The organism is Pseudomonas hefeiensis (genome assembly GCF_030687835.1).
Lineage (GTDB): Bacteria > Pseudomonadota > Gammaproteobacteria > Pseudomonadales > Pseudomonadaceae > Aquipseudomonas > Aquipseudomonas hefeiensis.
Genome location: NZ_CP117449.1, coordinates 4,653,610 through 4,677,163, shown reverse-complemented (window position 1 = coordinate 4,677,163; position 23,554 = coordinate 4,653,610). Strand labels below are relative to the sequence as shown.

The following is a 23,554-nucleotide window of genomic DNA, read 5'->3' as shown; positions in this document are numbered from 1 at the left end:
TTCGAACATGACCGACAATATTCTTCATAAAACTTTCGAAGCCCAATGCCAGGCTGAAATCTCAGCTCAAGGCCAAGACCAGAAACTCGTTGGCCTGGCCAAGGAGTTTTTCAACGAATCGGCCCGTCACAAGTACAGCTACCATTTTTCCTGGATGGGCCGCCCCATCATCCAACTGCCGCAGGACATGATGGCCATGCAGGAACTGATCTGGCAGATCAAGCCCGATCTGATCATCGAGTGCGGCATCGCCCACGGCGGTTCGATCATCTATTACGCCTCGCTGCTGGAGTTGCAAGGCCACGGTGAAGTCCTGGGCATCGACCTGGATATCCGCCCGCATAACCGCGAAGCCATCGAGAGCCACCCGATGAGCAAACGCATCTCGATGATCGAGGGTTCGAGCATCGATGCGGCCATCGCCGAGCAGGTTCATGCAGCGGCCAAAGGCAAGAAAGTCATCCTGGTGCTCGATTCCAACCACACCCACGACCATGTACTCGAAGAACTGCGTCTGTACGCGCCGCTGGTTTCGGTAGGCAGCTATTGCGTGGTGATGGACACCGTGGTCGAGGACATGCCGGCGGACTTTTTCCCGGATCGTCCATGGGGTCCGGGTGACAACCCGAAAACCGCGGTGTGGAAATACCTTGAGGAAAATGGTGATTTCGAAATTGACCGGCAGTTGCAGAACAAACTGCTGATCACCGTTGCACCGGATGGCTATCTGCGTCGGGTTCGTTAATTCATCCGTATCAAATCATTGGCGTCTGGCAGGTTGTGGGGACAGGAAATATGCAGGTTCGAAACAATGCTCAAAGCAACGTGGCACCGCTGAACGAGCGGTTCACAGTGGTGGTGATCTCCCACAACCGCAGTGCGTTCCTGCGCCGGACATTGCATTACTACAGCGGCTATCCGTGTTCGGTGCTGGTGCTTGATTCATCGGTCGAGCGCGATGAGCAAATTGCCCGGGACTTTCCTTCGGTCGACTACCGGCATTTGCCTCAGTTCACCTACAAGGGGCTGCAAGACAAGCTGGTGTACGGCGTCAATCAGGTCACGACGCCCTACATGGTATTCGCCGCCGATGACGATTTCCTGCTGCACGATGCCTTGACTGAGTCGGTGGAGTTTCTTGAAGCCAATCCTGACTATGGCCTGTGTCATGGCTACGGGATCATGTATCTGTCCTGTGCAACCGAAGTGAACTATTTCCGTCGCGATCGCAAGGTCCATGAGGACTACAACAGCGAGTTGTCCGAAGACCGGGTGATCCGTTTCATGGATCAGTTCCTGCCGCCGTTCTATGCTGTGACCCGCACCGACCTGCTGCAGCAGTGGTACGGCATGCTGCCGCCAGGCACCAGTTTCGAATGGCAGGAAATCGGTCATACCTTTTACTTGTTGGCGTGCGCCAAGGCGCGGATCTTGCCGATTCCGTTCGCCGTGCGCGAACTCAACTACGGCGGTTCCGAACACAACACCAATGTGTTGACCGTGCTTAGTTACAAGGACGCCAAAAGCGTTGCCGAGCGCGAGCAATTCGCCGAGTTTCTGGCATCCCTTCCGACGCCGCTGTGCGAGCAAGCGCCAGGACGTGCCAAGCAGATCGCCCTGGACAGCTTCGCGGCCATGGCTGACTGCCTGCAACAGGGGCGTTCACTCAAGGGCACACAGATCATTCGTTCGGCCTGGCCCCAGGCGGGTGGTGAGCCGGTGCGTTCGTTTGGCCCGCAGCAGTTTGTCGAGATGCCTTTCTACAACCAGCGGGTATTCGATCTGCTGACCCAGTTCGAATTCCTGCTGCATGCCATGCCAGCCGGTCGCCTTCAGCTTCAGCAACTGGAAGGCATCCTGCTGCGCCAGCACGAACTGATGCAGGTGCAACCCAACGACAACGAACGCACGATACGCAGCCGCTTGTGGGAAGCCCAAGGTCTTTATGCGTTCAACCGTACCGTGGTCAAACGCCTGGCCGAATCGTTGAAAAACAGCGACGAGCCTGAGGAGGCGGTGAAGTTGCAAGCCTGGCTCGAGCGTCTGGACTCGGTGCCGGGGCAGCAGGATCGCCGGATACTGGAAAACACCCATTCCGGCCGTCTGTTGAGCTGGCTGGACGCGCGCAATCCTGATGCACAACAGCTCAAATCCATCGCCGCCCATCTGGCCGAACATCAGGGCGGGCCACGGTTTGGCATCCTGTTGCTGGATCTGGACGCTGACATGTTCAAGTTGCAGGCCTCCTTCGACAGCCTGGTCAACGGCCATTGCAAAGCATTCAACGTAGTGGTGTTCACCACGGGTGACTTGCCGGCGACCACCACCGTGCGTGACACCGTGCACTTCGTCAAAGTCAGCCCCACCAATTACGTCGAGCGCATCAATCAGATCGTCGGGCAAACCACCGCCGACTGGTTGCTGCTGGCCGAGGCCGGTGACCAGTTCACCCAAAGCGGCCTGCTGCGCGCCAGCCTCGAACTGATCGGCGCCGAGGGCGTGCGCGCGGTGGCCATGGATGAAATCCAGCGCAAGGCCGATGGCGGCCTCACCGACGTATTCCGTCCGGGAGTCAACCTTGATCTGTTGCAATCGGTGCCTTCGTTGATGGCGCGGCACTGGCTGATTCGCCATGAGGTGCTGGCCCAGGCCGGTGGCTTCACCGCGCAATATACCCAGGCCCTGGAACTGGACCTGCTGTTGCGCCTGATCGAGGATGAAGGGCTCAGCGGCCTGGCGCATCTGGCCGAGCCGCTGTTGATCTGCAACGCCCCGACACAGGAAGAAAACCCTCAAGAGCGTCAGGTACTGACCCGTCACTTGACTGTCCGGGGTTATCGCGCCCAGGTCACCTCGGTTCAGCCGCTGACCTATCAGATCGATTACCAGCACGCCGAGCGGCCGCTGGTATCGATCATTCTCGAGAGCCGCGACAACTTCGAACACGTCCAACAGGCGTTGGTCAGCGTGCTGCAACGTACCCGCTACCATCATCATGAAATCGTGATTGCCGACAACCACAGCCAATCCGAGGACCTGATCCAGTGGCTGGACAGCCTGGAAGGCAAGAGCGAACGGGTTCGTATTTTGCGCAGCGACCGACGCTTGAGCACTTCGGCGTTGTACAACTGGGCCAGTGGCCAGGCAAAAGGGGACTATCTGGTGCTGCTGTCGGCGCAGGTGCAAGTGGTCAATGCCAACTGGCTCGACGGTCTGCTCAATCAGGCCCAGCGGCCTGAAGTGGGGATCGTCGGCAGCAAACAGATGGACATCCGCGGTGTCACCACCCAGGCCGGGTTGGTGCTTAAACCCGACGGTCAGGTGGGTTCGGTGTTTGTAGGTGAACGCAAGGACGCCAAGGGCTACCTCAACGGCCATCAAGTGGAGCAGAGCTACTCGGCGGTGTCGGGCGCTTGTCTGATGATCCGCAAGGACCTGTTCGAAGCCGTGGGTGGCCTGGACGAGGAACACTTCGCTGACGCGTTTGCCGATGTCGATCTGTGCCTGAAAGCGGCCGATGCGGGTTATCTCACTGTTTGTACCCCCCAGGCCCAGATGCTGCACCCCGGCACATTCGCCCAAGCGCCACAGGCTGCCGACGCCCTGCAGGACAAGTGGCAGGCGCGCTTCGAACACGACCCGGCCCGCAACCCTAACCTGGCCTTGACCGGCACAGGCTTTGCGCTGGGTACCGCCACGGCCGTGGACTGGGCGCGGTTGCTTGCATAGGCCTGGCTGTCAGGCAAAAGGACTCAAGGTATGTTCAACGGTAAATCGATTTTCATCTCCGGCGGCACCGGTTCGTTCGGGCGCAATTTCATCCGCCGGTTGCTGGAGCAGTACCAGCCCAAGCGGGTGGTGGTGTTTTCCCGCGACGAACTCAAGCAGTACGAGATGCAACAAACCTTCAATGCCCCTTGCATGCGTTATTTCCTCGGGGACGTGCGTGATGCCGATCGTTTGCGCCAGGCCATGCGTGGGATTGATTACGTGGTGCACGCGGCCGCCCTCAAACAGGTGCCGGCGGCGGAATACAATCCCACCGAGTGCATTCGCACCAACGTCAATGGCGCCGAGAACATCATTGCGGCGGCCATCGATAACGGCGTGAAAAAAGTCGTTGCGCTGTCCACCGACAAAGCGGCCAGTCCGATCAATCTGTACGGAGCTACCAAGTTGCTGTCGGATAAATTGTTCGTGGCGGCCAACAATATCGCGGGTGAGCAGCAGACCCGGTTCGCCGTGGTGCGTTATGGCAATGTTGCCGGTTCGCGAGGCTCGGTGGTGCCATTCTTCAGCAAGCTCATTGCCGAGGGTGCGACGCAGCTGCCGATTACCGATGAGCGCATGACCCGCTTCTGGATCACCCTCGACCACGGCGTGCAGTTTGTGCTCGACAGCTTTGCCCGCATGCACGGCGGTGAAGTATTCGTGCCGAAGATTCCATCGATTCGTATCGTCGATCTCGCGTTGGGCATGGCTGGGCATTTGCCTCACAAGAACGTTGGGATTCGTCCCGGCGAAAAACTCCATGAGCTAATGGTGCCGCTCGATGACGCGCGCATGACCATTGAGTTTGCCGACCACTACACCATTCAGCCGTCGATTCGCTTCACCAGCGTGGATGTGGATTTCGCGCTGGACAAGCTGGGTGAGCGCGGCAAGCCTGTGGCGGAGGATTTCGAGTATCGCTCCGACACCAACCCGCACTTTTTGTCGGTGGATCAGATTGCCGACCTTCATGCCCGGTTGCCGACATGATTCCCTACGGTCGGCAAAGCCTCGATCAAGCTGACATCGATGCGGTGGTCGCGGTATTGCACTCCGATTGGCTGACTCAGGGGCCGACGCTTGAGCGTTTCGAACAGGCCATGGCCCTGCGTTGCCAGGCCGATCACGCCGTGGCGGTGTGCAATGCGACCGCTGCGCTGCACATCGCCTGCGTGGCGGCGGGGCTAGGGTCAGGCGATCGTTTGTGGACCACCCCCAATACCTTCCTGGCCTCGGCCAACTGCGGGCGGTATTGCGGCGCGCAGGTCGATTTTGTCGATATCGATCCGCTGACCTGGAATATCGATGCCGATGCCCTTGCCACAAAACTTGAAGAGGCCGAGCGCGATGGGACGCTGCCCAAGGTGTTGGTGGCGGTGGCGTTCTCGGGGCAAAGCTGCGACATGCGCAGAATCGGCCAGTTATCCGAGCGATACGGCTTCACAGTGATCGAAGATGCTTCCCATGCCGTGGGGGCGTCTTATGCAGGCCGGCCGGTGGGCTGTGGCGAATTCGCGGACATGACCGTGTTCAGCTTCCATCCGGTGAAAATCATCACCAGCGCCGAAGGCGGCATGGTCCTGACCAATCGCCCGGAACTGGCACAGCGCCTGCAACGCCTGCGCAGTCACGGAATGACCCGCGACGCCGGCCAAATGACCGAACCCAGCCATGGGCCGTGGTATTACCAGCAAGTCGAGTTGGGTTTCAATTACCGCATGACAGACCTGCAGGCCGCGCTGGGGCTCTCGCAGTTGAACAAGCTGGATGGGTTTATCGCACGGCGCCGTGAGCTGGCAGCGCGGTACCATCGTTTGCTGGGCGGCTTGCCATTGACCTTGCCCGGCTCACAGCCCGAGGCGGAGTCGGCCTGGCATTTGTATGTGGTGCGCCTGCAACTCGATGGCATCGCCCTGAGCCACCTTCAGGTATTCGAGGGCTTGCGCGCGGCCGGGATTGGCGTAAACCTGCATTACATTCCGGTTCATTTGCAACCGTATTACCGCGACCAGGGATTCGCCACAGGTGATTTTCCCCAGGCCGAACGTTATTACAGCGAAGCCATCAGCTTGCCCATGTTTCCTTCCCTCAGTGATGAACAGCAGGACTATGTGGTCGAGCAACTGCGCCGATTGCTTGAGGAGTAACGAGGTGAACGCCATCGCGATCATTCCCGCCCGGGGCGGCAGCAAGCGGATTGCTCGCAAGAACCTGAAGCTGTTCGCTGACGTGCCCATTATTGTCCACTCGATTCGCACGGCCCTGGCGTCGCGGTTGTTCGATGAGGTGATTGTCAGCACCGATGACGAAGAAATCGCCGAGCTGGCGCAGGTTCATGGCGCGCAGGTACCGTTCATGCGTCCGGCCGCGCTGGCTGATGATTTCACCGGGACGGCAGCGGTGATCGCCCATGCGTTGGGCGAGTTGCACGAGCGGTCGTTCGATGTTGCCTGTTGTATCTATGCCACCGCGCCGCTGTTGCAGGCGCGGTTCCTGCGTGATGGATTTGAGTTGCTGCGCGAGCACCCTGACAAGTCGTTCGCGTTTTCCGTGACCGGTTTCGGTTTTCCTGTACAGCGGGCCTTGACCCTGGATGAGCAGGGCGCGCTGACGCCGCTCTATCCGCAGTTTCGCGACAGCCGATCCCAGGACCTGCCCGAAGCGTTTCAGGACGCGGGCCAATTCTACTGGGGGCGTCGGGAGGCCTGGTTGCGGGGTGACGTGCTGTTTTCCCCCAACAGCCTACCGGTGATCCTGCCCCGCCATCTGGTGCAGGACATCGATACCCCTGAAGACTGGAAGCGGGCCGAATACCTCTACGCCGCCTTGAAAGCAGGCGGGGAGCTGCAATGAGGGTGCTGATTCGCGCGGACGCTTCGCCAACCATTGGCAGCGGGCACATTGCTCGTTGCCTGACGTTGGCTCGCGTGTTGCGCGGGCAGGGGGCGCACGTCGCGTTTGCCTGTCGTTCGCTGTCAGGGCATCGATTACAGGCATTGGCAACCGAGGGCTTCGAAACATTTGCCTTGCCGGATCTTTATCCCGGCGAGGACCCGCAGCAGGCGATCGAGTCTTTGCTGCCCTGGCAGGCGGATATCACTGCGTTGGAACAGGCCTTGAGCGGTCAGCAGCGTTTCGACTGGATCATCGTCGACCATTACGGCCTGGACCATCATTGGCAAACCGCCGCACGGCGCTTTGCGCCCCGGATCATGGCCCTGGACGACTTGGCAACACGTACCTATAGCGTCGATCTACTGCTCAATCAGAACCTGTCCGGTACCCGGGCCGCCTACGCAGGGTTATTACCAGAGCATTGCCAGACACTGCTCGGGCCGCGGTACGCATTGTTGCGTGATGAGTTTTGTGGGCGGGCGATTGAGCCAAAACCCAAGGCCAGGCGGGTACTGGTTAACTTCGGCGGGTTTGACGCTGCGATGCAAACCCATCACGCCATGCGGGCGCTGGCGGATTTTCATGATCTTGACGTCGATTTTGTAGCCGGTGCCGACAATCCGGCCTGGGCCCAGATGCAGGCGATGGTGGCGAGTCGGCCGCGCTGGCGGTTGCACAGTTTCGTGCGCAACTTTCATCAGCTCATGTTCGAGGCGGATTTGTTCGTCGGCGCCGGTGGAGGTACCAGTTGGGAGCGCGCCGCCATGGGCCTGCCTACGATATGCATTGCGGTGTCGAATAATCAGCAGGCCAATGGCGAAGTGATGGCGACGTTCGGCGCACACGTTTATCTCGGACCTCGGGAGGCGGTCAGCGTCGAGCAGTTGCGCCAGGCCATCGGGTTCGTCGCGGACAATCAGGGCTTGCGCTGTAGTTTGGCCCAGCGCTCACGGCAATTGGTCGATGGTTTGGGCGCAAAAAGGGTCGCCGCGACGCTGGCCGGTGCCTTGCTGCAGGTTCGCCCGGCCACGCAAGCCGACGCCCAGCTGCTTTTTGACGGTCGTAACGCCGAGGCCGTACGCCGCGTATCGCTGGATACGTCGATCATTGACTGGGACCGCCATTGCCAATGGCTACAAGCAAGTCTGGTCAACGCACAACGCCTGTTGCTGGTCGGTGAAACCACGGACGGGCCCGTGGGCGCCTTACGTTATGACTTGCAAGGCACCGACGCGCTGGTGTCGATTTATCTGTTCGAAAGTCGCCTGGGGCTGGGTTGGGGCAGGGCGCTGCTGGCCCATGGCGAAGCCTTTGTCAGCGCCCATTGGCCTCAACTGCGGACTCTCACCGCGCAAATACTGCCCGGCAACCAAGCATCCCTGAACCTGTTTCGGCAGGCCGGTTTTATTCAAAGTACCTGCGTGTTTACGCGTGTATTGAAGGATCACCCCCATGAGTAGTTTCAAGATCGGCCACCGCAGCATCGGGGCGCAGGTGCCACCGTTCATCATTGCCGAGATGAGCGGCAACCATAACCAGTCCCTGGAGGTGGCGTTGCAGATCGTCGAGGCCGCCGCCCGGGCCGGTGCCCACGCCTTGAAGCTTCAAACCTACACCGCCGATACCATGACGCTGGATTTGAGCGAGGGTGATTTCTTCATCAAGGACCCCAACAGCCTGTGGGCTGGGACCTCGCTTTATGACTTGTACGAAAAGGCCCATACACCGTGGGAATGGCACGCGCCGATTTTCGCCCGGGCAAAGGCGCTGGGCATGCTGGCGTTCTCGACACCGTTTGACGAGACAGCCGTGGATTTCCTCGAGAGTCTGGATGTGCCGGCCTACAAGATCGCCAGTTTCGAAAACACGGACCTGCCGCTGATCCGTCGGGTCGCCGCCACCGGCAAGCCGTTAATCATTTCCACCGGCATGGCAAGCATCGCAGAGCTCGACGAAACCGTGCGTGCCGCCCGCCAGGCCGGCTGCAAGGATCTGGTGCTGCTCAAATGCACCAGCACCTATCCGGCCACGCCGGTCAACAGCAACGTGCGCACCATCGCTCATTTACGAGAATTGTTCGGCTGTGAGGTGGGCTTGTCGGACCATTCCATGGGCGTCGGGGTGTCTGTCGCCGCCGTGGCGTTGGGCGCGACCGTGGTGGAAAAACATTTCACTCTTGACCGCGCCGCCGGCGGAGTGGACGCCAGTTTCTCGCTGGAACCGGCTGAACTCGCGGCGCTGGTGATCGAAACCGAGCGCGCCTGGCAGGCGCTGGGGCAGGTGCACTATGGCGTGACGGAGGCTGAGCGCAAGTCGCTGGTCTATCGTCGTTCGCTGTACGTGACGCAAGACATGAACCCTGGTGATGCGTTTACACCGCAGAACCTGCGAGCCATTCGCCCGGGCCTGGGGCTGGCTCCCAAGCATGCGGAGTCGGTGATGGGCCGATGCGCTCGCCAGGCGATCGCGCGGGGTACTCCCCTGGCCTGGGCGCTGGTTGAATAGCTTTGTGATCGAGCTTAATCAGCAAAATCGCGTGACCTGTGAGTCATAACGCGCATCTTCACTGTATTGTATTGACCGGGAAGATGGCGCCTGGCCCTTATCAGGCCCAGTGATAGCCCTTTACACTTCCCGTTTGTCGGCGCCCCTCGAATCCTTGCGAGCGGTGGTATTGGGCTGTTTTTAATTGGGAAGCCGTAATGATTGGCATAAAAGGCATTGCGAGCTACGTTCCTGTAGCCGGCGTGGATAATTACGCACAAGGTGCGAAGTTCGACAAGGATGAAGAGTTCATCCTGGGCAAGATTGGTTCCGCCTTCTTGCCGCGCAAGGATGACGGGCAGGAAACCTCGGACCTGTGTGTAGAAGCGGCCAATGCGCTGTTTGCCAACAATCCCAGCCTGAAACGTGAATCTGTCGATGTATTGATCGTCGTTACCCAGAACGGCGACGAAGAAGGCTTGCCTCACACGGCGGCCATTGTTCAGGACAAGCTCGGCTTGCCGACCACTGTCGCAGCGTTTGATATCTCCCTGGGCTGCTCGGGTTATGTCTATGGCATCTACGCCATCAAGGGCTTCATGGAAGCCGCCGGCCTGAAGAATGGCCTGCTGATAACCGCAGACCCGTATTCGAAAATCGTCGACCCGGAAGATCGCAACACGACGATGCTGTTCGGTGATGCCGCGACTGCTACGTGGATGGGCGAGGATGCACCCTGGCAACTGGGCAAGGCCAAGTTCGGCACCGACGGCTCCGGTGCGCCGCACCTGAAGGTCAGCGACGGTGTGTTTTTCATGAACGGTCGTCAGGTGTTCAATTTCGCCTTGATCAAGGTTCCGGCTCATTTGCATGAGTTGCTGGCTGATTCCGATCTGCAAGCCAGCGACATCGATGCGTTCTGCATTCACCAGGGCAGTGCGGCGATTGTCGATGCGGTGGCGCGGCGTTTCGAAGGCGAGCCGGAGAAGTTCATCAAGGATATGGTCGAAACCGGGAACACCGTGTCGTCGAGCATTCCATTGCTGCTGGAAAAGCACGTGCTCGATTCCGACTGGAAGCGCGTGGCGTTAAGTGGTTTTGGCGTGGGTCTGTCCTGGGGCTCGGCGATCATTTATCGTCCTTGAGCCGTTAAAGCCCGGGCACAAAAAATAGCGTTCTAGGTGTAACCTTGAACGCTATTTTTTTGCCTGATGGAAAAGCGAGACGCCATGAGCGAGTTCTTTGAGCGCAATTTCCAGGTGATCGAGCAACGCTGGCCGGCCGTGGCCCAGCGGTTGCTGCTGGAGAATGCCGGTGAGTTGCAGGCCGATCTGGTGGAGGGCCTGGGGTCGACCCTGAGCATCAACGGCATCCAGCTGACCAGCCGGCATGACCGTCTCGCCGAAGCTGATCTGCAAGCGGCCAGTCTGCCGCAGGATGCCACCATGGTGCATGTCTACGGCACCGGGTTGGGTGACCTGCAAAACCGCTTGCTGGAGCGGGCAGGGCTCGAGCGGTTGTATGTTCATGTTCTCAACGGCGCGGTGTTTGCCCTGGTGCTGCAGGTACTGGATCAGATGCCATGGCTTGCCGATCCCAGGGTGGTGTTGCTCTACGCGGGCGATCTGGCGGAAATCCAATTGCCATTCTTCGCGCTCCCCGCCGAGCTGGTACTGGCCGATGATTACAGTGCCAAGATTCGTGATCGCCTGATCAGCGAAATTCATCTGGACTTCACTAATAGGGAGTTCGATTCCCAAGCCCCCGAGATCGTCGAGCGGCTGCAATCGACATTCAATCTCGTGCGGGACGACCGCGATGTTGCCGAGCTCTTCGGCGCGTTCAAGGGGCGTGAGGCGTTCGTCGTTGCCACCGGTCCCAGCCTTGAGCAACATTTCGAGAGACTGCGCGGCTTGAATAGCCAAGCCGAGCGGCCGCTATTGATCTGTGTAGATACGGCCTATCGGCCCTTGATCACCCAGGGCATCCGACCGGATATCGTGGTCAGCATTGATCAACGCATTTCGGCGCGCCACCTTCCGCCCGAAGACACCGGTGCCATTGCACTGGTTTACCTGCCCATGGCGGATCCATCGGTGATTGAAGCCTGGCAGGGGCGGCGTTATGCCGGTTATTCCACCAGCCCTGTCTATCATCAAATGCGCCAGCAACTGCCTCGGGGCGAGCTGTACGTAGGTGGCAGCGTGATTCATCCGGCCGTGGACCTGGCCGTCAGGATGGGCGCAGCGCAGGTCACTTTGTTCGGAGCCGATTTCGCCTTTCCCCATGACAAGACCCATGCGGGTTGGGGCGACGGCGATTTGGGACCACAGTTGGACGCATCCAGGCATTGGGTGCTTGATGGCCATGGCCAGCGCATCAAGACTCAGCTCAACTTCCGTAGCTATTTGTGTGAGCTGGAGCGATTTGTCGCCAGGCACCCTCAGGTGCGCTTTTATAACAGCAGTCGAGATGGAGCGATGATCGTGGGCACTGCTTTTCATCCGGAGTTTGTGCGATGAGCAGCCTTGAGGTGGTCATCGAAGACGCGCGCGGGTGTGCTCGGCTGTTTCGTCTTGGCCGCGATGTCGAGGCGGGGCTGGCGATGGTTGCAGTGGTCGAGGCGGCCCAGCCTTTTGTCGAGCTTATGCCAGGCGATGTCCAGTCATCGTGGGGCGGTTTGCTTGGCTTGATGTTCAACGATCAGCAGGCTCAGAACTGGCTTTCGCTGGCGGATTATCTTGAGTACGAGCTGGTTGAGCTATTGACCGCTGGTCAGGCGGTTTAAGTCTTTTTCCCCTCCGCTAGGACCGCTGTCTGGACGAATAGCGGCTCCGGCAATTCCCTGACGTCATTTTTTTACCTTCTGAGCGCTGCCAAGTCCTTGATTTACGAGGGGTGGCACCCTGATGGCAAATTATTTGAAAAAACCGCTAAAGCAAGTTCCGATTACGACGATAACTATTACGAAGGTTCTCTAGGCCACACCCGGCGGTTGCCAGGGCCGGAAGCCGCAGTACCCAACCAACGAGGAATTCGTCATGGCTTTAACAGTAAACACCAACGTCACATCGTTGAACGTTCAGAAGAACCTGAACCGGGCTTCCGATGCTCTCTCCACTTCGATGACTCGTCTGTCTTCCGGCCTGAAAATCAACAGCGCCAAAGATGACGCCGCCGGCCTGCAGATCGCTACCCGTATGACTTCGCAAATTCGCGGTCAGACTGTTGCAATCAAAAACGCCAACGACGGTATCTCCATCGCTCAGACCGCTGAAGGCGCTCTGCAGGAATCCACCAACATCCTGCAGCGTATGCGTGAACTGGCTGTCCAGGCTCGAAACGACTCCAACGGTACTGCTGACCGTGACGCTCTGAACAAAGAATTTGCTCAGATGTCGGACGAACTGACCCGTATCGCCGAGTCGACCAACCTGAACGGCAAGAACCTGATCGACGGTTCCGCTGGCACCATGACTTTCCAGGTCGGTTCCAACACTGGTGCTACCAACCAGATCACTCTGACCCTGGATAGCGGCTTCGACGCTGCAACCTTGAGCGTTGACTCTGCTGCCATCGCCATTACCGGTAACGACAGCGCCACGGCCGAAGCCAGCACCGCTGCTGCAATCGATGCAATCGACGCTGCTCTGGCAACCATCAACTCCAGCCGTGCTGACCTCGGTGCTGCACAAAACCGTCTGACCAGCACCATCTCCAACCTGCAGAACGTTAACGAAAACGCCGCCGCTGCACTGGGTCGCGTACAAGACACCGACTTCGCTGCTGAAACTGCCCAGCTGACCAAGCAGCAGACTCTGCAACAGGCTTCCACTTCGGTTCTGGCCCAGGCCAACCAGTTGCCATCCGCTGTACTGAAGCTGCTTCAGTAATAGCTGGATGAGTTTTAGCGGGGGAGTGCGCTTGCGTACTCTCTCGCTTTTTCCGTTCAAGAGGTGATGGGCATGGATATGAGCGTGAAGCTGAACTTGTCTTATCCAGCTGCGAAGCCGGCGACGACAATTGCCGAAAAGCCAGTGGAGAAGCCTCGAGCCGATGCTGCCACCGTGGTACCGGTCAAGAACGAGCCCAAAGATGTCGAGACCGAGCAGGAGAAACTGAAGAAGGCGGTTCAGGAAATCGAAACCTTCGTTCAGTCGGTCAAGCGCAACCTGGAGTTCTCAATCGATGAGCCTTCAGGCAAAGTGGTCGTCAAAGTGATTGCCAGTGGCTCCGGTGAAGTGATTCGCCAGATCCCTAATGAAGAAGTGCTTAAACTGGCGAACAGTTTGAATGATGCAAGCAGCCTGTTGTTCAGCGCACAAGCCTGACAGCTGGCACGAATTTTGTTGTTTGGTTCTTTTGACGTTTTAAACGTCAAAAGACCGACGGCACACTGAAGGGAGTCCCACATGGCAAGTCCAATTCTACCTGGCTTGGGTTTAGGCTCTGGCCTTGATACCGGTGCTATCGTCAAGGCATTGGTGGATTCTGACAAAGCAGCCAAGCAAGGTCAGATTGACCGTGCCACCAAGACCAATACGGCCAATATTTCGGGGATCGGCACCCTGAAGTCACTGTTGGCTACCTTTCAGTCCGCACTTGAAAGCCTGGGCAGCACGACCACGCCTCAATTCACCGGTGTTTCCGCTACTTCGGCCAATACCAGTGCGCTGACGGTGACAGCCGGGAACTCGGCGGTAAGTGGTATCTACTCGGTCGAAGTCGCTCAACTGGCAACCTCCTCAAAAGTTGCCACGGCGGCTTTTGCAGGTGGTGCTTCCAGTGCGGTGGAGACCGGTACGCTGACCATCAGTCAGGGCGGTACGGATTACACCCTTGATATACCTGCTGATTCGACGCTGCAGTCGGTTCGGGACGCTATCAACAGCAAATACTCCTCCAGCGGCCTGACTGCCAACATCGTGACCGACAGTTTTGGTTCACGTCTTGTGGTGGGCTCGACTAAAACTGGTGCGGGTAACGATATTTCCCTCAGCGGTGTTGCCAGTCTTGCGGCTGACGGCTCTGTAGCGATGGCTTCACCCCCCACCGCGACTTCTTCAGGTTCTCTGGTGTTCGCACAGGATGCCAAGTTCAGCGTCGACGGCCTGGAGATGACCAGTCCGACCAACAAGTTGGATAACGTGGTCTCAGGCTTGAGTATGACGTTAGTCGTTGCCGATACCGGCCCGACGACCGTCACCGTTGCTGCCAACACCGACGGTCTGAAAGCTTCGATCCAGAAATTTGTCGATGCTTATAACGCGATCGCGAAGGCCGTGACTTCCCTGACCAAGCCATCGACAGATGCCGAGGGTAACTCGGTTCCGGCAGCATTGACCGGCGACTCATTGCCTCGTTCGCTTTTGGCGGCTATTCGCGCGCCTTTGTCCGAAACCGGTGCTGGCGATAAGCTGACCGTGTTGTCCCAGCTGGGGATTACCACCAACCAGACGACTGGCGCCCTGGATTTTGACAGTACAAAGTTCGCAACTGCCGTGAACGAAAAGCAGTTGGGTGGAGAAATCCAGACCCTGTTCACCGGGGAGAATGGCCTGATCGAGCGCATGCAGAATGCACTCAATCCCTACACGGAGACCAGTAAGAAGGACTCCAACGGGAAGACCGTGGATAACATCCTGACGGCTCGATCCAAGAACCTGGAAGTTCTCAAGGCGAAGCTGAGCGAAGATCAGTTGGCCCTTGATCGCCGAATCGAAACCCTCACTGCAGTGCTGACCAAAAAGTACAACGACATGGACACCCTGGTCGGCAAGCTGAAAGCCACCGCCAATAACATCACCTCCATGTTCGAAGCCATGACGGCACAGCAGAAAAACAGCTGATTCCGGTTGATACACAAAAGCCCGGTAGCGTCTCAGGACGCTCCGGGCTTTCGGCTTTTTCGATCTAAAGTTTTTTGACGCGGCGTCGATACGCTGTTTATACGAACCGAAGTTTTTTTGATGAGGTAGAACATGAATCCGATGTTAGCCCTTCGCCAATACCAGAAGATTGGCGCCCAGGCGCAAACCTCCGAAGCAAGTCCCCATCGTCTGGTGCAGATGCTGATGGAAGGCGGGCTGGATCGCATTGCCCAGGCCAAGGGTGCGATGGAGCGTAAGGATATCGCCAACAAAGGCGTACTGATCAGCAAGGCCATCGGCATTGTTGGCGGTTTGCGTGAAGGGCTGGACCTGGAAAACCAGGCCGAGTCGGTCACCGAGCTGGATAGCCTCTATACCTACATGATGAAGCGCCTGGCCGAAGCCAATGCCAAGACCGATCCAAAGATCCTCGACGAAGTCGCCGATCTGCTGAGCACGGTCAAGGAAGGTTGGGATGCCATCGCTGTACCGGGTCCGCAATTCTAAGGAGCACGCTCATGAATCTTGTCCTGCAGCGAATCGAACAAACCCGTGATGCCCTGGTCGGTGCCCTGGCCGAGCGCAACTGGGAGGCAATCGGTCAATTGGACCTGGCTTGCCGTTCCTGCATGGAAGACGTTCTGAGCGAGCCTGAGGTAGACGAGGCGGCGTTGCGGAGCAATCTTGAGGAGTTGCTGGGGGTCTACCGGCAATTGCTGGAGGCGGCGACGGGTGAGCGTCAGGCGATCGTCGACGAGATGTCGCAGATCCATCAAGCGCAGAACGCGGCAAAGGTTTACCATCTGTTCGGTTAACGCTCAGTTAATCTGAACAAAGTGCGCCATAAATTTGACTGTGCACGGTTTTTTGACTTAACTAGTGGCTGTTTACAGATTTCAGGCGTCTACAGGCATGACAAGTCTGCAAGCGTCTAGCTTGCCCCCTAATTCCGGGCATTGAGTTGACTAGGGAAGTTGCTATTGCATGTGGCGTGAAACCAAAATTCTCCTGATCGATGACGATAGCGTCCGCCGCCGTGATTTGGCGGTGATCTTAAATTTTCTTGGCGAAGAAAATTTACCCTGCGGAAGCCATGACTGGCAGCAGGCCGTCGGCTCTTTGTCGTCCAGTCGTGAAGTCATTTGCGTCCTTATCGGGACGGTAAATGCGCCCGCAACGCTTTTGGGCTTGCTAAAGACACTCTCAACCTGGGATGAGTTCCTTCCGGTTTTGTTAATGGGCGAAAATTCTTCCGTTGACTTGCCTGAAGATCAGCGCCGCCGGGTGCTTTCCACGTTGGAAATGCCGCCCAGCTACAGCAAATTGCTCGATTCGCTGCATCGCGCCCAGGTTTATCGCGAAATGTACGACCAGGCTCGCGAGCGCGGCCGGCATCGTGAACCCAACCTTTTCCGTAGCCTTGTCGGCACCAGCCGGGCGATCCAGCATGTGCGTCAGATGATGCAGCAGGTCGCCGATACGGACGCCAGTGTGTTGATCCTGGGTGAGTCGGGCACCGGCAAGGAAGTGGTAGCGCGTAACCTGCACTACCACTCCAAGCGTCGCGAAGCGCCGTTCGTGCCGGTCAACTGTGGCGCGATTCCGGCCGAGTTGCTGGAAAGCGAGCTGTTCGGGCACGAGAAGGGCGCCTTCACCGGCGCCATCACCAGCCGGGCCGGGCGGTTCGAACTGGCCAACGGCGGTACGCTGTTTCTCGATGAAATCGGTGATATGCCATTGCCGATGCAGGTCAAGTTGCTGCGAGTCTTGCAAGAGCGCACCTTCGAGCGTGTGGGCAGCAACAAGACCCAGAGCGTCGATGTGCGAATCATTGCCGCGACCCACAAGAACCTCGAGAGCATGATCGAGGTGGGCAGTTTCCGCGAAGACCTCTATTACCGCCTCAATGTATTCCCGATTGAAATGGCGCCGCTGCGTGAGCGGGTCGAAGACATCCCGCTGCTGATGAACGAACTGATTTCGCGCATGGAGCACGAAAAGCGCGGTTCGATCCGTTTCAACTCGGCGGCAATCATGTCCCTGTGCCGTCACGGCTGGCCGGGTAACGTTCGTGAGCTGGCCAACCTGGTCGAGCGCATGGCGATCATGCATCCCTACGGGGTGATCGGCGTGGTCGAGTTGCCGAAGAAATTCCGCTATGTCGACGATGAAGACGAGCAAATGGTCGATAGCCTGCGCAGCGATCTGGAAGAGCGGGTGGCGATCAACGGCCATACGCCAGACTTCACCGCCCATGCCCTGCTGCCGCCAGAAGGCCTTGATCTCAAGGATTATCTGGGAGGCCTGGAACAGGGTCTTATCCAGCAGGCCCTGGACGATGCCAACGGTATCGTGGCCCGCGCCGCCGAACGCCTGCGCATCCGTCGTACGACCCTGGTGGAGAAGATGCGCAAGTACGGCATGAGCCGTCGCGAAGGAGATGAACAGGCGGATGATTGACGCCTGTTTTTCAACCGTCTGATTTTCAGGCGGTTTTTTTTCGGCACGGGTATTGCTACATCCCTCGCAACGTTCCGTTTAACTGACGGTCAGCCAAGCGAGAGAGCACGATGACCCAAGCCGCCCAGATGTCCCCTGTCCCCGAGTCGGGGCTCATGCCGTCCGCCGAGCAGGCAAGCCGGCTTGGACTTGAGCAGGCCTTTTCGCTGTTCAGCCAGATGTCCAGCCAGTTGACCGATTCCTACAGCCTGCTCGAAGCCCGTGTCACCGAGCTCAAGGGCGAGTTGGCAGTGGTCAGCGCCCAGCGCATGCAGGAACTGGCGGAAAAGGAGCGCCTGGCCAATCGGCTGCAAAATCTCCTCGATCTGTTGCCCGGTGGCGTTATCGTCATTGATGCTCATGGGCGTGTGCGCGAAGCCAATCCGGCGGCTTGTGAGCTGCTCGGCCTGCCATTGGAAGGCGAGTTGTGGCGGCACGTCATTGCCCGCTGCTTCGCCCCGCGTGAAGACGACGGCCATGAAGTATCCCTCAAGGACGGTCGACGCCTCTCCATCTCTACTCGTTCGCTGGATGCCGAGCCTGGGCAACTGGTGTTACTCAACGATCTGACTGAAACCCGTCACCTGCAAGATCAATTGGCTCGCCATGAACGCCTGTCGTCTCTGGGGCGGATGGTCGCCTCGCTGGCTCATCAGATTCGTACGCCGCTGTCGGCCGCCCTGCTGTACGCCAGTCATCTGACCGAGCAGCAGTTACCGATGGAAACCCAGCAGCGCTTCGCCGGGCGCCTGAAAGAGCGTTTGCACGAGCTGGAACATCAGGTGCGCGACATGCTGGTGTTCGCTCGTGGCGAGTTGCCACTTACCGATCGCGTTACCCCCAAGGCCTTGCTGCAATCCTTGCAAGCTGCTGCATTGACCCATGTGCAGGACCTGCCGATTCGCTGGCAATGCGACAGTCATGCTGGCGAAGTGTTGTGTAACCGCGACACCCTGGTAGGCGCGGTGTTGAATCTTATTGAAAACGCGATCCAGGCCAGTGGCGGCGATGTCCGGTTGAAAGTGCACTTGTACACACGGGGCGATACCTTGCGTTTATGTGTCAGTGACAGTGGTAGCGGCATCGAGCCTGGCGTGCTGACGCGTTTGGGCGAACCCTTCTTTACGACCAAAACCACAGGCACGGGCCTGGGCCTGACCGTAGTCAAGGCAGTGGCTCGTGCCCATCAGGGAGAATTGCAACTGCGCTCGCGTCTGGGGCGTGGCACCTGTGCACTGGTGCTTTTGCCGTTATTTTCCAGTGCGCCGGGAGTGGAGTGAAGGTCATGGCGATCAAGGTCTTACTGGTTGAGGATGACTGGGCCCTGCGCGAGGCGCTGGCCGATACGCTGGTGCTGGCCGGGCACGATTACACCGCCGTCGGTTCGGCCGAAGATGCCTTGCTGGCCGTGGCGCAAGAGACCTTCGGCCTGGTGGTCAGTGACGTCAACATGCCGGGCATGGATGGCCATCAACTGCTTGGTCTGTTGCGCGCCCGCCAACCTCAATTGCCGGTCCTGCTGATGACGGCCCACGGTGCCGTCGAGCGCGCGGTGGATGCCATGCGCCAGGGGGCTGCGGATTATCTGGTCAAGCCGTTCGAGCCTAAAGCGCTTTTGGATCTGGTGGCTCGTCATGCCCTGGGCAGCCCTGCCGTCGAGGGTGAGGGCCCGGTGGCGATTGAGCCGGCCAGCGCGCAGTTGCTGGAGTTGGCCGCGCGGGTGGCTCGTAGCGACTCGACTGTGTTGATTTCCGGCGAATCCGGCACTGGCAAGGAGGTGCTGGCGCGCTACATTCACCAGCAATCCCGGCGCGCCAGCGAGCCGTTTATCGCCATCAACTGTGCGGCGATTCCCGACAATATGCTTGAGGCGACGCTGTTCGGCCATGAAAAGGGTTCGTTCACTGGCGCCATCTCGGCCCAGGCCGGCAAGTTCGAGCAAGCCGATCGTGGCACCATTTTGCTCGATGAAATTTCCGAAATGCCCTTGGGCCTGCAAGCCAAGCTATTGCGCGTGTTGCAGGAGCGGGAAGTGGAGCGGGTCGGTGCGCGCAAGCCTATCAGTCTGGATATCCGCGTGGTGGCGACCACTAACCGCGACCTGGCCGGCGAAGTGGCCGCAGGGCGTTTTCGCGAAGACCTTTACTACCGCCTGTCAGTATTTCCGCTGGCTTGGCGGCCGTTGCGCGAGCGCACCGCCGATATCCTGCCGCTGGCCGAGCGTCTGCTGAACAAACACGTCAATAAAATGAAGCACGCGGCGGCCAGGCTGTCCCCCGAAGCCCAGGCTTTTCTGATTGCCTACCGTTGGCCTGGCAATGTACGGGAGCTGGATAACGCCATTCAGCGGGCATTGATTCTGCAGCAGGGCGGTTTGATCCAGCCGGAAGATTTCTGCCTGAGCGGCCCGGTGGCCTGCGCGCCATTGCCGGCAGTGTCAGCGGTCCCGGCATTCGCCCCTCCGGTAGAAGTGGAGGGCGAATCGGCCGGTGCTTTGGGAGACGACCTGCGTCGTCGTGAATTCCAGATGATCATCGATACCCTGCGGGCCGAACGTGGCCGGCGCAAGGAAGCGGCTGAGCGCCTGGGGATCAGCCCGCGCACCCTGCGTTACAAACTGGCGCAAATGCGTGATGCCGGCATGGACGTCGAGGCCTATCTGTTCGCCAGTTGAGTGGTGTGCACCGAATATCCTTTGTGGGAGCGGGCTTGCTCGCGAAAGCGATTTGCCAGTCTCCGTTGCATTGACTGAACCACCGCCTTTGCGAGCAAGCCCGCTCCCACTTGTGTGCGCATTTGTTTCCTGCGGCCACGGAGCTGGCACCCTTGTTGCTAATACCTGTGTACCCGCTGAGTAAGTGTCAAAAAAATGCGGGCCGCCAGAGAGAGTAGACCATGAGCCAAGGTATTGAATTTAATCGGTTGATGCTGGACATGCGGGCCATGCAAATGGACGCCATGGCACAGCCTAAGTCGGTCGCGGTCCCGGAAGTGGGCGGCAGCAGTTTTTCCGACATGCTCGGTCAAGCCGTCAATAAAGTGAACGATACCCAGCAGGCATCGAGTCAATTGGCCAGTGCTTTCGAGATTGGCAAAAGTGGCGTCGATCTGACGGACGTGATGATCTCTTCGCAGAAAGCCAGTGTCTCGTTTCAGGCGTTGACCCAGGTACGCAACAAACTGGTTCAAGCCTACCAAGACATCATGCAGATGCCGGTCTAAGGAAATTATTGAGTCATGGCAGAAGCAGTCGTAGATAACGTTCCGGCCAAGGCCACCCCGCCCGACGGCAAACCGCCGCTGTTCGGTCTGTCCTTCCTGGAAAACCTCTCCGAGATGACCATGCTGCGTCAGGTGGGCCTGTTGGTCGGTCTGGCTGCGAGCGTGGCGATCGGGTTTGCCGTGGTGCTGTGGTCCCAGCAGCCGGACTACCGTCCTTTGTACGGCAGCCTGGAGGGTATGGACGCCAAGCAAGTCATGGAGACCCTGGCTGCCGCCGACATTCCTTATACCGTCGAACCCAATTCCGGCGCCTTGCTGGTCAAGGCCGATGACGTTGCTCGTGCGCGCCTCAAGCTCGCCGCTGCCGGCGTAACGCCCAGCGACGGCAATATAGGTTTCGAGATCCTCGACAAGGATCAGGGCCTGGGTACCAGCCAGTTCATGGAGGCGACCCGTTATCGTCGCGGCCTTGAAGGCGAATTGGCGCGTACCATTGCCAGCCTGAACAACGTCAAGGGTGCCCGTGTGCACCTGGCGATTCCAAAAAGCTCGGTGTTTGTGCGCGATGAGCGCAAGCCGAGTGCTTCGGTACTGGTAGAACTGTATTCCGGCCGCTCCCTGGAGCCGGGCCAGGTTGTGGCCATCGTCAATCTGGTGGCGACCAGTGTTCCCGAGTTGAGCAAATCCCAGATCACTGTGGTCGACCAGAAAGGCAACCTGTTGTCCGATCAGGCAGAGAACTCTGCGCTGACCATGGCCGGCAAGCAATTCGATTACAGCCGTCGCATGGAAGGCATGCTGACCCAGCGGGTGCACAACATCCTGCAACCGATTCTGGGTAACGACCGCTACAAGGCCGAGGTGTCGGCCGATGTGGATTTCAGTTCCGTTGAGTCGACGTCCGAACAGTTCAACCCCGATCAACCGGCGTTGCGCAGCGAGCAGTCGGTAAACGAGCAACGCACCGCCAGCAATGGCCCGCAAGGTGTGCCTGGTGCGCTTAGCAACCAGCCACCGTCGCCGGCTGCTGCTCCGCAAGTCGCGGGGGGCGCTGCTGCGGCGGCAGGCATGGTGCAACCGGGCCAACCGCTGATCGATGCCAACGGCCAGCAGATTATGGATCCGGCCACCGGTCAGCCCATGCTCGCGCCGTACCCGGCCGACAAGCGTCAACAATCGACCAAGAACTTCGAGCTTGATCGTTCCATCAGCCACACCAAGCAACAGCAGGGCCGTTTGAATCGCCTGTCGGTCGCGGTGGTGGTGGACGATCAGGTCAAGATCAACCCGGCCAATGGCGAAACCAGCCGTGCCCCGTGGAGCGCCGACGAATTGGCGCGCTTCACTCGCCTGGTGCAGGACGCCGTGGGTTTCGACGCCAGCCGTGGCGATAGCGTGAGCGTGATCAACGTACCGTTCTCCCAAGAGCGCGGCGAAGAAATCGCCGACATTCCGTTTTATTCGCAACCCTGGTTCTGGGATGTGGTCAAGCAAGTATTGGGTGTGCTGTTCATCCTGATACTGGTGTTCGGCGTGCTGCGTCCGGTGCTCAACAACATCACCGGTGGCGGCAAGAGCAAGCAGTTGGCTGGCTTGGGTGATGTAGAGCTGGGAGGCATGGGCGGCCTGGATGGCGAATTGGCCAATGATCGCGTCAGCCTCGGCGGGCCGCAGAGCATTCTGCTGCCAAGCCCGAGCGAAGGCTATGACGCTCAGTTGAACGCTATCAAGAGTCTGGTGGCAGAAGACCCGGGTCGTGTGGCCCAGGTCGTGAAAGAGTGGATTAACGCAGATGAGTGATAATCGAGCCGCTGTTGCCAAACTGTCCCGGGTCGACAAAGCCGCGATTTTGCTGCTGTCCCTGGGGTCGACCGACGCCGCACAAGTGTTGCGTCACATGGGCCCCAAGGAGGTCCAGCGTGTGGGCGTGGCCATGGCGCAGATGGGCAACGTGCACCGTGAACAAGTCGAACAGGTGATGAGCGAGTTCGTCGACATCGTCGGCGACCAGACCAGCCTGGGCGTCGGATCCGACGATTACGTGCGCAAAATGCTCACCCAGGCCCTGGGCGAGGACAAGGCCAATGGCCTGATCGACCGGATTCTGCTGGGCGGCAATACCAGCGGCCTGGACAGCCTCAAGTGGATGGAGCCGCGCGCGGTGGCTGACGTGATTCGTTACGAGCACCCGCAGATCCAGGCGATCGTGGTGGCTTACCTCGACCCGGATCAGGCCGGTGAAGTGCTGGGCAACTTCGACCATAAGGTGCGCCTGGACATCATCCTGCGGGTGTCGTCGCTCAATACCGTGCAGCCGGCGGCCCTGAAAGAATTGAACCAGATTCTCGAGAAGCAGTTCTCGGGCAACTCCAATGCTTCGCGCACCACCCTGGGTGGCATCAAGCGCGCGGCGGACATCATGAACTTCCTCGACAGTTCGATCGAAGGTCAGCTCATGGACTCGATCCGCGAGTTCGACGAAGACCTGTCCGGTCAGATCGAAGACCTCATGTTCGTGTTCAACAACCTGTCCGATGTCGACGACCGTGGCATCCAGGCACTGTTGCGCGAAGTGTCCTCCGACGTCCTGGTACTGGCCCTCAAGGGGTCGGACGAAGGCGTCAAGGAAAAAATCTTCAAGAACATGTCCAAACGAGCGGCCGAACTGTTGCGCGACGATCTCGAGGCCAAGGGCCCGGTACGTGTCAGCGACGTGGAAACCGCACAAAAGGAAATCCTCACCATCGCCCGCCGTATGGCCGAAGCCGGAGAGATTGTGCTCGGTGGCAAGGGCGGCGAAGAGATGATCTAAG

At 58.9% G+C, this 23,554-nt stretch carries 21 protein-coding genes; all 21 read left to right on the top strand.

The genetic code is table 11. From position 1 onward, the window contains the following. Window positions 1-7 precede the first annotated feature (7 nt). Window positions 8-745: a cephalosporin hydroxylase family protein gene (locus PSH57_RS20960; protein WP_305385279.1), complete on the top strand. Its 738-nt coding sequence runs from the start codon at window positions 8-10 to the stop codon at window positions 743-745. Window positions 746-795: 50 nt separating this feature from the next. After that, window positions 796-3,729, top strand: coding sequence for a TIGR00180 family glycosyltransferase (locus PSH57_RS20955; RefSeq protein ID WP_305385278.1), 2,934 nt, complete (start codon window positions 796-798; stop codon window positions 3,727-3,729). 30 nt (window positions 3,730-3,759) lie between these two features. Next, window positions 3,760-4,761 carry a UDP-N-acetylglucosamine 4,6-dehydratase (inverting) gene (gene pseB, locus PSH57_RS20950; protein WP_305385277.1) on the top strand — a complete coding sequence of 334 codons (1,002 nt, stop codon included), beginning with the start codon at window positions 3,760-3,762 and terminating at the stop codon, window positions 4,759-4,761. Continuing rightward, window positions 4,758-5,918: a UDP-4-amino-4,6-dideoxy-N-acetyl-beta-L-altrosamine transaminase gene (pseC, locus tag PSH57_RS20945; protein ID WP_305385275.1), complete on the top strand. Its 1,161-nt coding sequence runs from the start codon at window positions 4,758-4,760 to the stop codon at window positions 5,916-5,918. Before pseB ends, pseC begins: the two co-directional genes overlap by 4 nt. A gap of 4 nt (window positions 5,919-5,922) precedes the next feature. Continuing rightward, window positions 5,923-6,624 (top strand): pseudaminic acid cytidylyltransferase, encoded by a 702-nt coding sequence (pseF, locus tag PSH57_RS20940; protein ID WP_305385274.1) that lies wholly within the window; start codon window positions 5,923-5,925, stop codon window positions 6,622-6,624. Further along, complete coding sequence (pseG, locus tag PSH57_RS20935) at window positions 6,621-8,126, top strand: UDP-2,4-diacetamido-2,4,6-trideoxy-beta-L-altropyranose hydrolase (RefSeq protein WP_305385273.1); 1,506 nt, start codon at window positions 6,621-6,623, stop codon at window positions 8,124-8,126. Before pseF ends, pseG begins: the two co-directional genes overlap by 4 nt. Then, window positions 8,119-9,171, top strand: a complete 1,053-nt coding sequence (gene pseI / locus PSH57_RS20930) for a pseudaminic acid synthase (RefSeq protein ID WP_305385272.1) — start codon at window positions 8,119-8,121, stop codon at window positions 9,169-9,171. The genes pseG and pseI overlap by 8 nt, the downstream gene beginning before the upstream one ends. A gap of 197 nt (window positions 9,172-9,368) precedes the next feature. Then, window positions 9,369-10,295 (top strand): ketoacyl-ACP synthase III, encoded by a 927-nt coding sequence (locus tag PSH57_RS20925; RefSeq protein ID WP_305385270.1) that lies wholly within the window; start codon window positions 9,369-9,371, stop codon window positions 10,293-10,295. Window positions 10,296-10,379: 84 nt separating this feature from the next. Then, the gene (locus tag PSH57_RS20920) at window positions 10,380-11,672 is read left to right on the top strand and encodes a motility associated factor glycosyltransferase family protein (protein WP_305385269.1); all 1,293 of its coding nucleotides are present in this window, start codon (window positions 10,380-10,382) and stop codon (window positions 11,670-11,672) included. Continuing rightward, window positions 11,669-11,938 carry a hypothetical protein gene (locus tag PSH57_RS20915; RefSeq protein ID WP_305385267.1) on the top strand — a complete coding sequence of 90 codons (270 nt, stop codon included), beginning with the start codon at window positions 11,669-11,671 and terminating at the stop codon, window positions 11,936-11,938. The genes PSH57_RS20920 and PSH57_RS20915 overlap by 4 nt, the downstream gene beginning before the upstream one ends. Window positions 11,939-12,191: 253 nt before the next feature. Beyond that, window positions 12,192-13,043: a flagellin domain-containing protein gene (locus PSH57_RS20910; RefSeq protein ID WP_047226238.1), complete on the top strand. Its 852-nt coding sequence runs from the start codon at window positions 12,192-12,194 to the stop codon at window positions 13,041-13,043. Window positions 13,044-13,115: 72 nt separating this feature from the next. Then, window positions 13,116-13,481: a flagellar protein FlaG gene (locus tag PSH57_RS20905; protein ID WP_305385265.1), complete on the top strand. Its 366-nt coding sequence runs from the start codon at window positions 13,116-13,118 to the stop codon at window positions 13,479-13,481. 81 nt (window positions 13,482-13,562) lie between these two features. After that, a complete protein-coding gene (gene fliD / locus PSH57_RS20900) occupies window positions 13,563-14,999 on the top strand; it encodes a flagellar filament capping protein FliD (protein WP_305385263.1) in 1,437 nt (478 codons plus the stop codon). Between the two features lie 132 nt (window positions 15,000-15,131). Then, window positions 15,132-15,527 carry a flagellar export chaperone FliS gene (gene fliS / locus PSH57_RS20895; RefSeq protein WP_256232208.1) on the top strand — a complete coding sequence of 132 codons (396 nt, stop codon included), beginning with the start codon at window positions 15,132-15,134 and terminating at the stop codon, window positions 15,525-15,527. An 11-nt stretch (window positions 15,528-15,538) separates the two neighbouring features. Beyond that, window positions 15,539-15,835: a flagellar protein FliT gene (fliT, locus tag PSH57_RS20890; protein ID WP_305385261.1), complete on the top strand. Its 297-nt coding sequence runs from the start codon at window positions 15,539-15,541 to the stop codon at window positions 15,833-15,835. 169 nt (window positions 15,836-16,004) lie between these two features. Continuing rightward, window positions 16,005-17,480: a sigma-54 dependent transcriptional regulator gene (locus tag PSH57_RS20885; protein ID WP_305385259.1), complete on the top strand. Its 1,476-nt coding sequence runs from the start codon at window positions 16,005-16,007 to the stop codon at window positions 17,478-17,480. 110 nt (window positions 17,481-17,590) lie between these two features. Beyond that, window positions 17,591-18,799 (top strand): sensor histidine kinase, encoded by a 1,209-nt coding sequence (locus PSH57_RS20880; RefSeq protein WP_305416062.1) that lies wholly within the window; start codon window positions 17,591-17,593, stop codon window positions 18,797-18,799. 5 nt (window positions 18,800-18,804) lie between these two features. Beyond that, entirely contained in the window at window positions 18,805-20,193 is a 1,389-nt protein-coding gene (locus PSH57_RS20875; protein ID WP_305385257.1) for a sigma-54-dependent transcriptional regulator, read from the top strand. 221 nt (window positions 20,194-20,414) lie between these two features. Continuing rightward, window positions 20,415-20,741, top strand: coding sequence for a flagellar hook-basal body complex protein FliE (gene fliE, locus PSH57_RS20870; RefSeq protein WP_256232214.1), 327 nt, complete (start codon window positions 20,415-20,417; stop codon window positions 20,739-20,741). Window positions 20,742-20,756: 15 nt separating this feature from the next. Continuing rightward, window positions 20,757-22,541, top strand: coding sequence for a flagellar basal-body MS-ring/collar protein FliF (gene fliF / locus PSH57_RS20865; RefSeq protein WP_305385254.1), 1,785 nt, complete (start codon window positions 20,757-20,759; stop codon window positions 22,539-22,541). After that, entirely contained in the window at window positions 22,534-23,553 is a 1,020-nt protein-coding gene (fliG, locus tag PSH57_RS20860; protein ID WP_003199086.1) for a flagellar motor switch protein FliG, read from the top strand. Before fliF ends, fliG begins: the two co-directional genes overlap by 8 nt. Window position 23,554: the final 1 nt, after the last annotated feature.

What these genes read in the sequence shown, in the direction of transcription:
- PSH57_RS20915 (WP_305385267.1), top strand. Translation starts at nt 11,669, where the DNA reads ATGAGCAGCCTTGAGGTGGTCATCGAAGACGCGCGCGGGTGTGCTCGG.
- PSH57_RS20910 (WP_047226238.1), top strand. Translation starts at nt 12,192, where the DNA reads ATGGCTTTAACAGTAAACACCAACGTCACATCGTTGAACGTTCAGAAG.
- fliS (WP_256232208.1), top strand. Translation starts at nt 15,132, where the DNA reads ATGAATCCGATGTTAGCCCTTCGCCAATACCAGAAGATTGGCGCCCAG.
- fliG (WP_003199086.1), top strand. Translation starts at nt 22,534, where the DNA reads ATGAGTGATAATCGAGCCGCTGTTGCCAAACTGTCCCGGGTCGACAAA.
- PSH57_RS20925 (WP_305385270.1), top strand. Translation starts at nt 9,369, where the DNA reads ATGATTGGCATAAAAGGCATTGCGAGCTACGTTCCTGTAGCCGGCGTG.
- PSH57_RS20885 (WP_305385259.1), top strand. Translation starts at nt 16,005, where the DNA reads ATGTGGCGTGAAACCAAAATTCTCCTGATCGATGACGATAGCGTCCGC.
- PSH57_RS20955 (WP_305385278.1), top strand. Translation starts at nt 796, where the DNA reads ATGCAGGTTCGAAACAATGCTCAAAGCAACGTGGCACCGCTGAACGAG.
- pseI (WP_305385272.1), top strand. Translation starts at nt 8,119, where the DNA reads ATGAGTAGTTTCAAGATCGGCCACCGCAGCATCGGGGCGCAGGTGCCA.
- fliT (WP_305385261.1), top strand. Translation starts at nt 15,539, where the DNA reads ATGAATCTTGTCCTGCAGCGAATCGAACAAACCCGTGATGCCCTGGTC.
- fliF (WP_305385254.1), top strand. Translation starts at nt 20,757, where the DNA reads ATGGCAGAAGCAGTCGTAGATAACGTTCCGGCCAAGGCCACCCCGCCC.
- PSH57_RS20875 (WP_305385257.1), top strand. Translation starts at nt 18,805, where the DNA reads ATGGCGATCAAGGTCTTACTGGTTGAGGATGACTGGGCCCTGCGCGAG.
- fliD (WP_305385263.1), top strand. Translation starts at nt 13,563, where the DNA reads ATGGCAAGTCCAATTCTACCTGGCTTGGGTTTAGGCTCTGGCCTTGAT.
- pseG (WP_305385273.1), top strand. Translation starts at nt 6,621, where the DNA reads ATGAGGGTGCTGATTCGCGCGGACGCTTCGCCAACCATTGGCAGCGGG.
- pseB (WP_305385277.1), top strand. Translation starts at nt 3,760, where the DNA reads ATGTTCAACGGTAAATCGATTTTCATCTCCGGCGGCACCGGTTCGTTC.
- PSH57_RS20905 (WP_305385265.1), top strand. Translation starts at nt 13,116, where the DNA reads ATGGATATGAGCGTGAAGCTGAACTTGTCTTATCCAGCTGCGAAGCCG.
- pseC (WP_305385275.1), top strand. Translation starts at nt 4,758, where the DNA reads ATGATTCCCTACGGTCGGCAAAGCCTCGATCAAGCTGACATCGATGCG.
- fliE (WP_256232214.1), top strand. Translation starts at nt 20,415, where the DNA reads ATGAGCCAAGGTATTGAATTTAATCGGTTGATGCTGGACATGCGGGCC.
- PSH57_RS20960 (WP_305385279.1), top strand. Translation starts at nt 8, where the DNA reads ATGACCGACAATATTCTTCATAAAACTTTCGAAGCCCAATGCCAGGCT.
- PSH57_RS20920 (WP_305385269.1), top strand. Translation starts at nt 10,380, where the DNA reads ATGAGCGAGTTCTTTGAGCGCAATTTCCAGGTGATCGAGCAACGCTGG.
- PSH57_RS20880 (WP_305416062.1), top strand. Translation starts at nt 17,591, where the DNA reads ATGACCCAAGCCGCCCAGATGTCCCCTGTCCCCGAGTCGGGGCTCATG.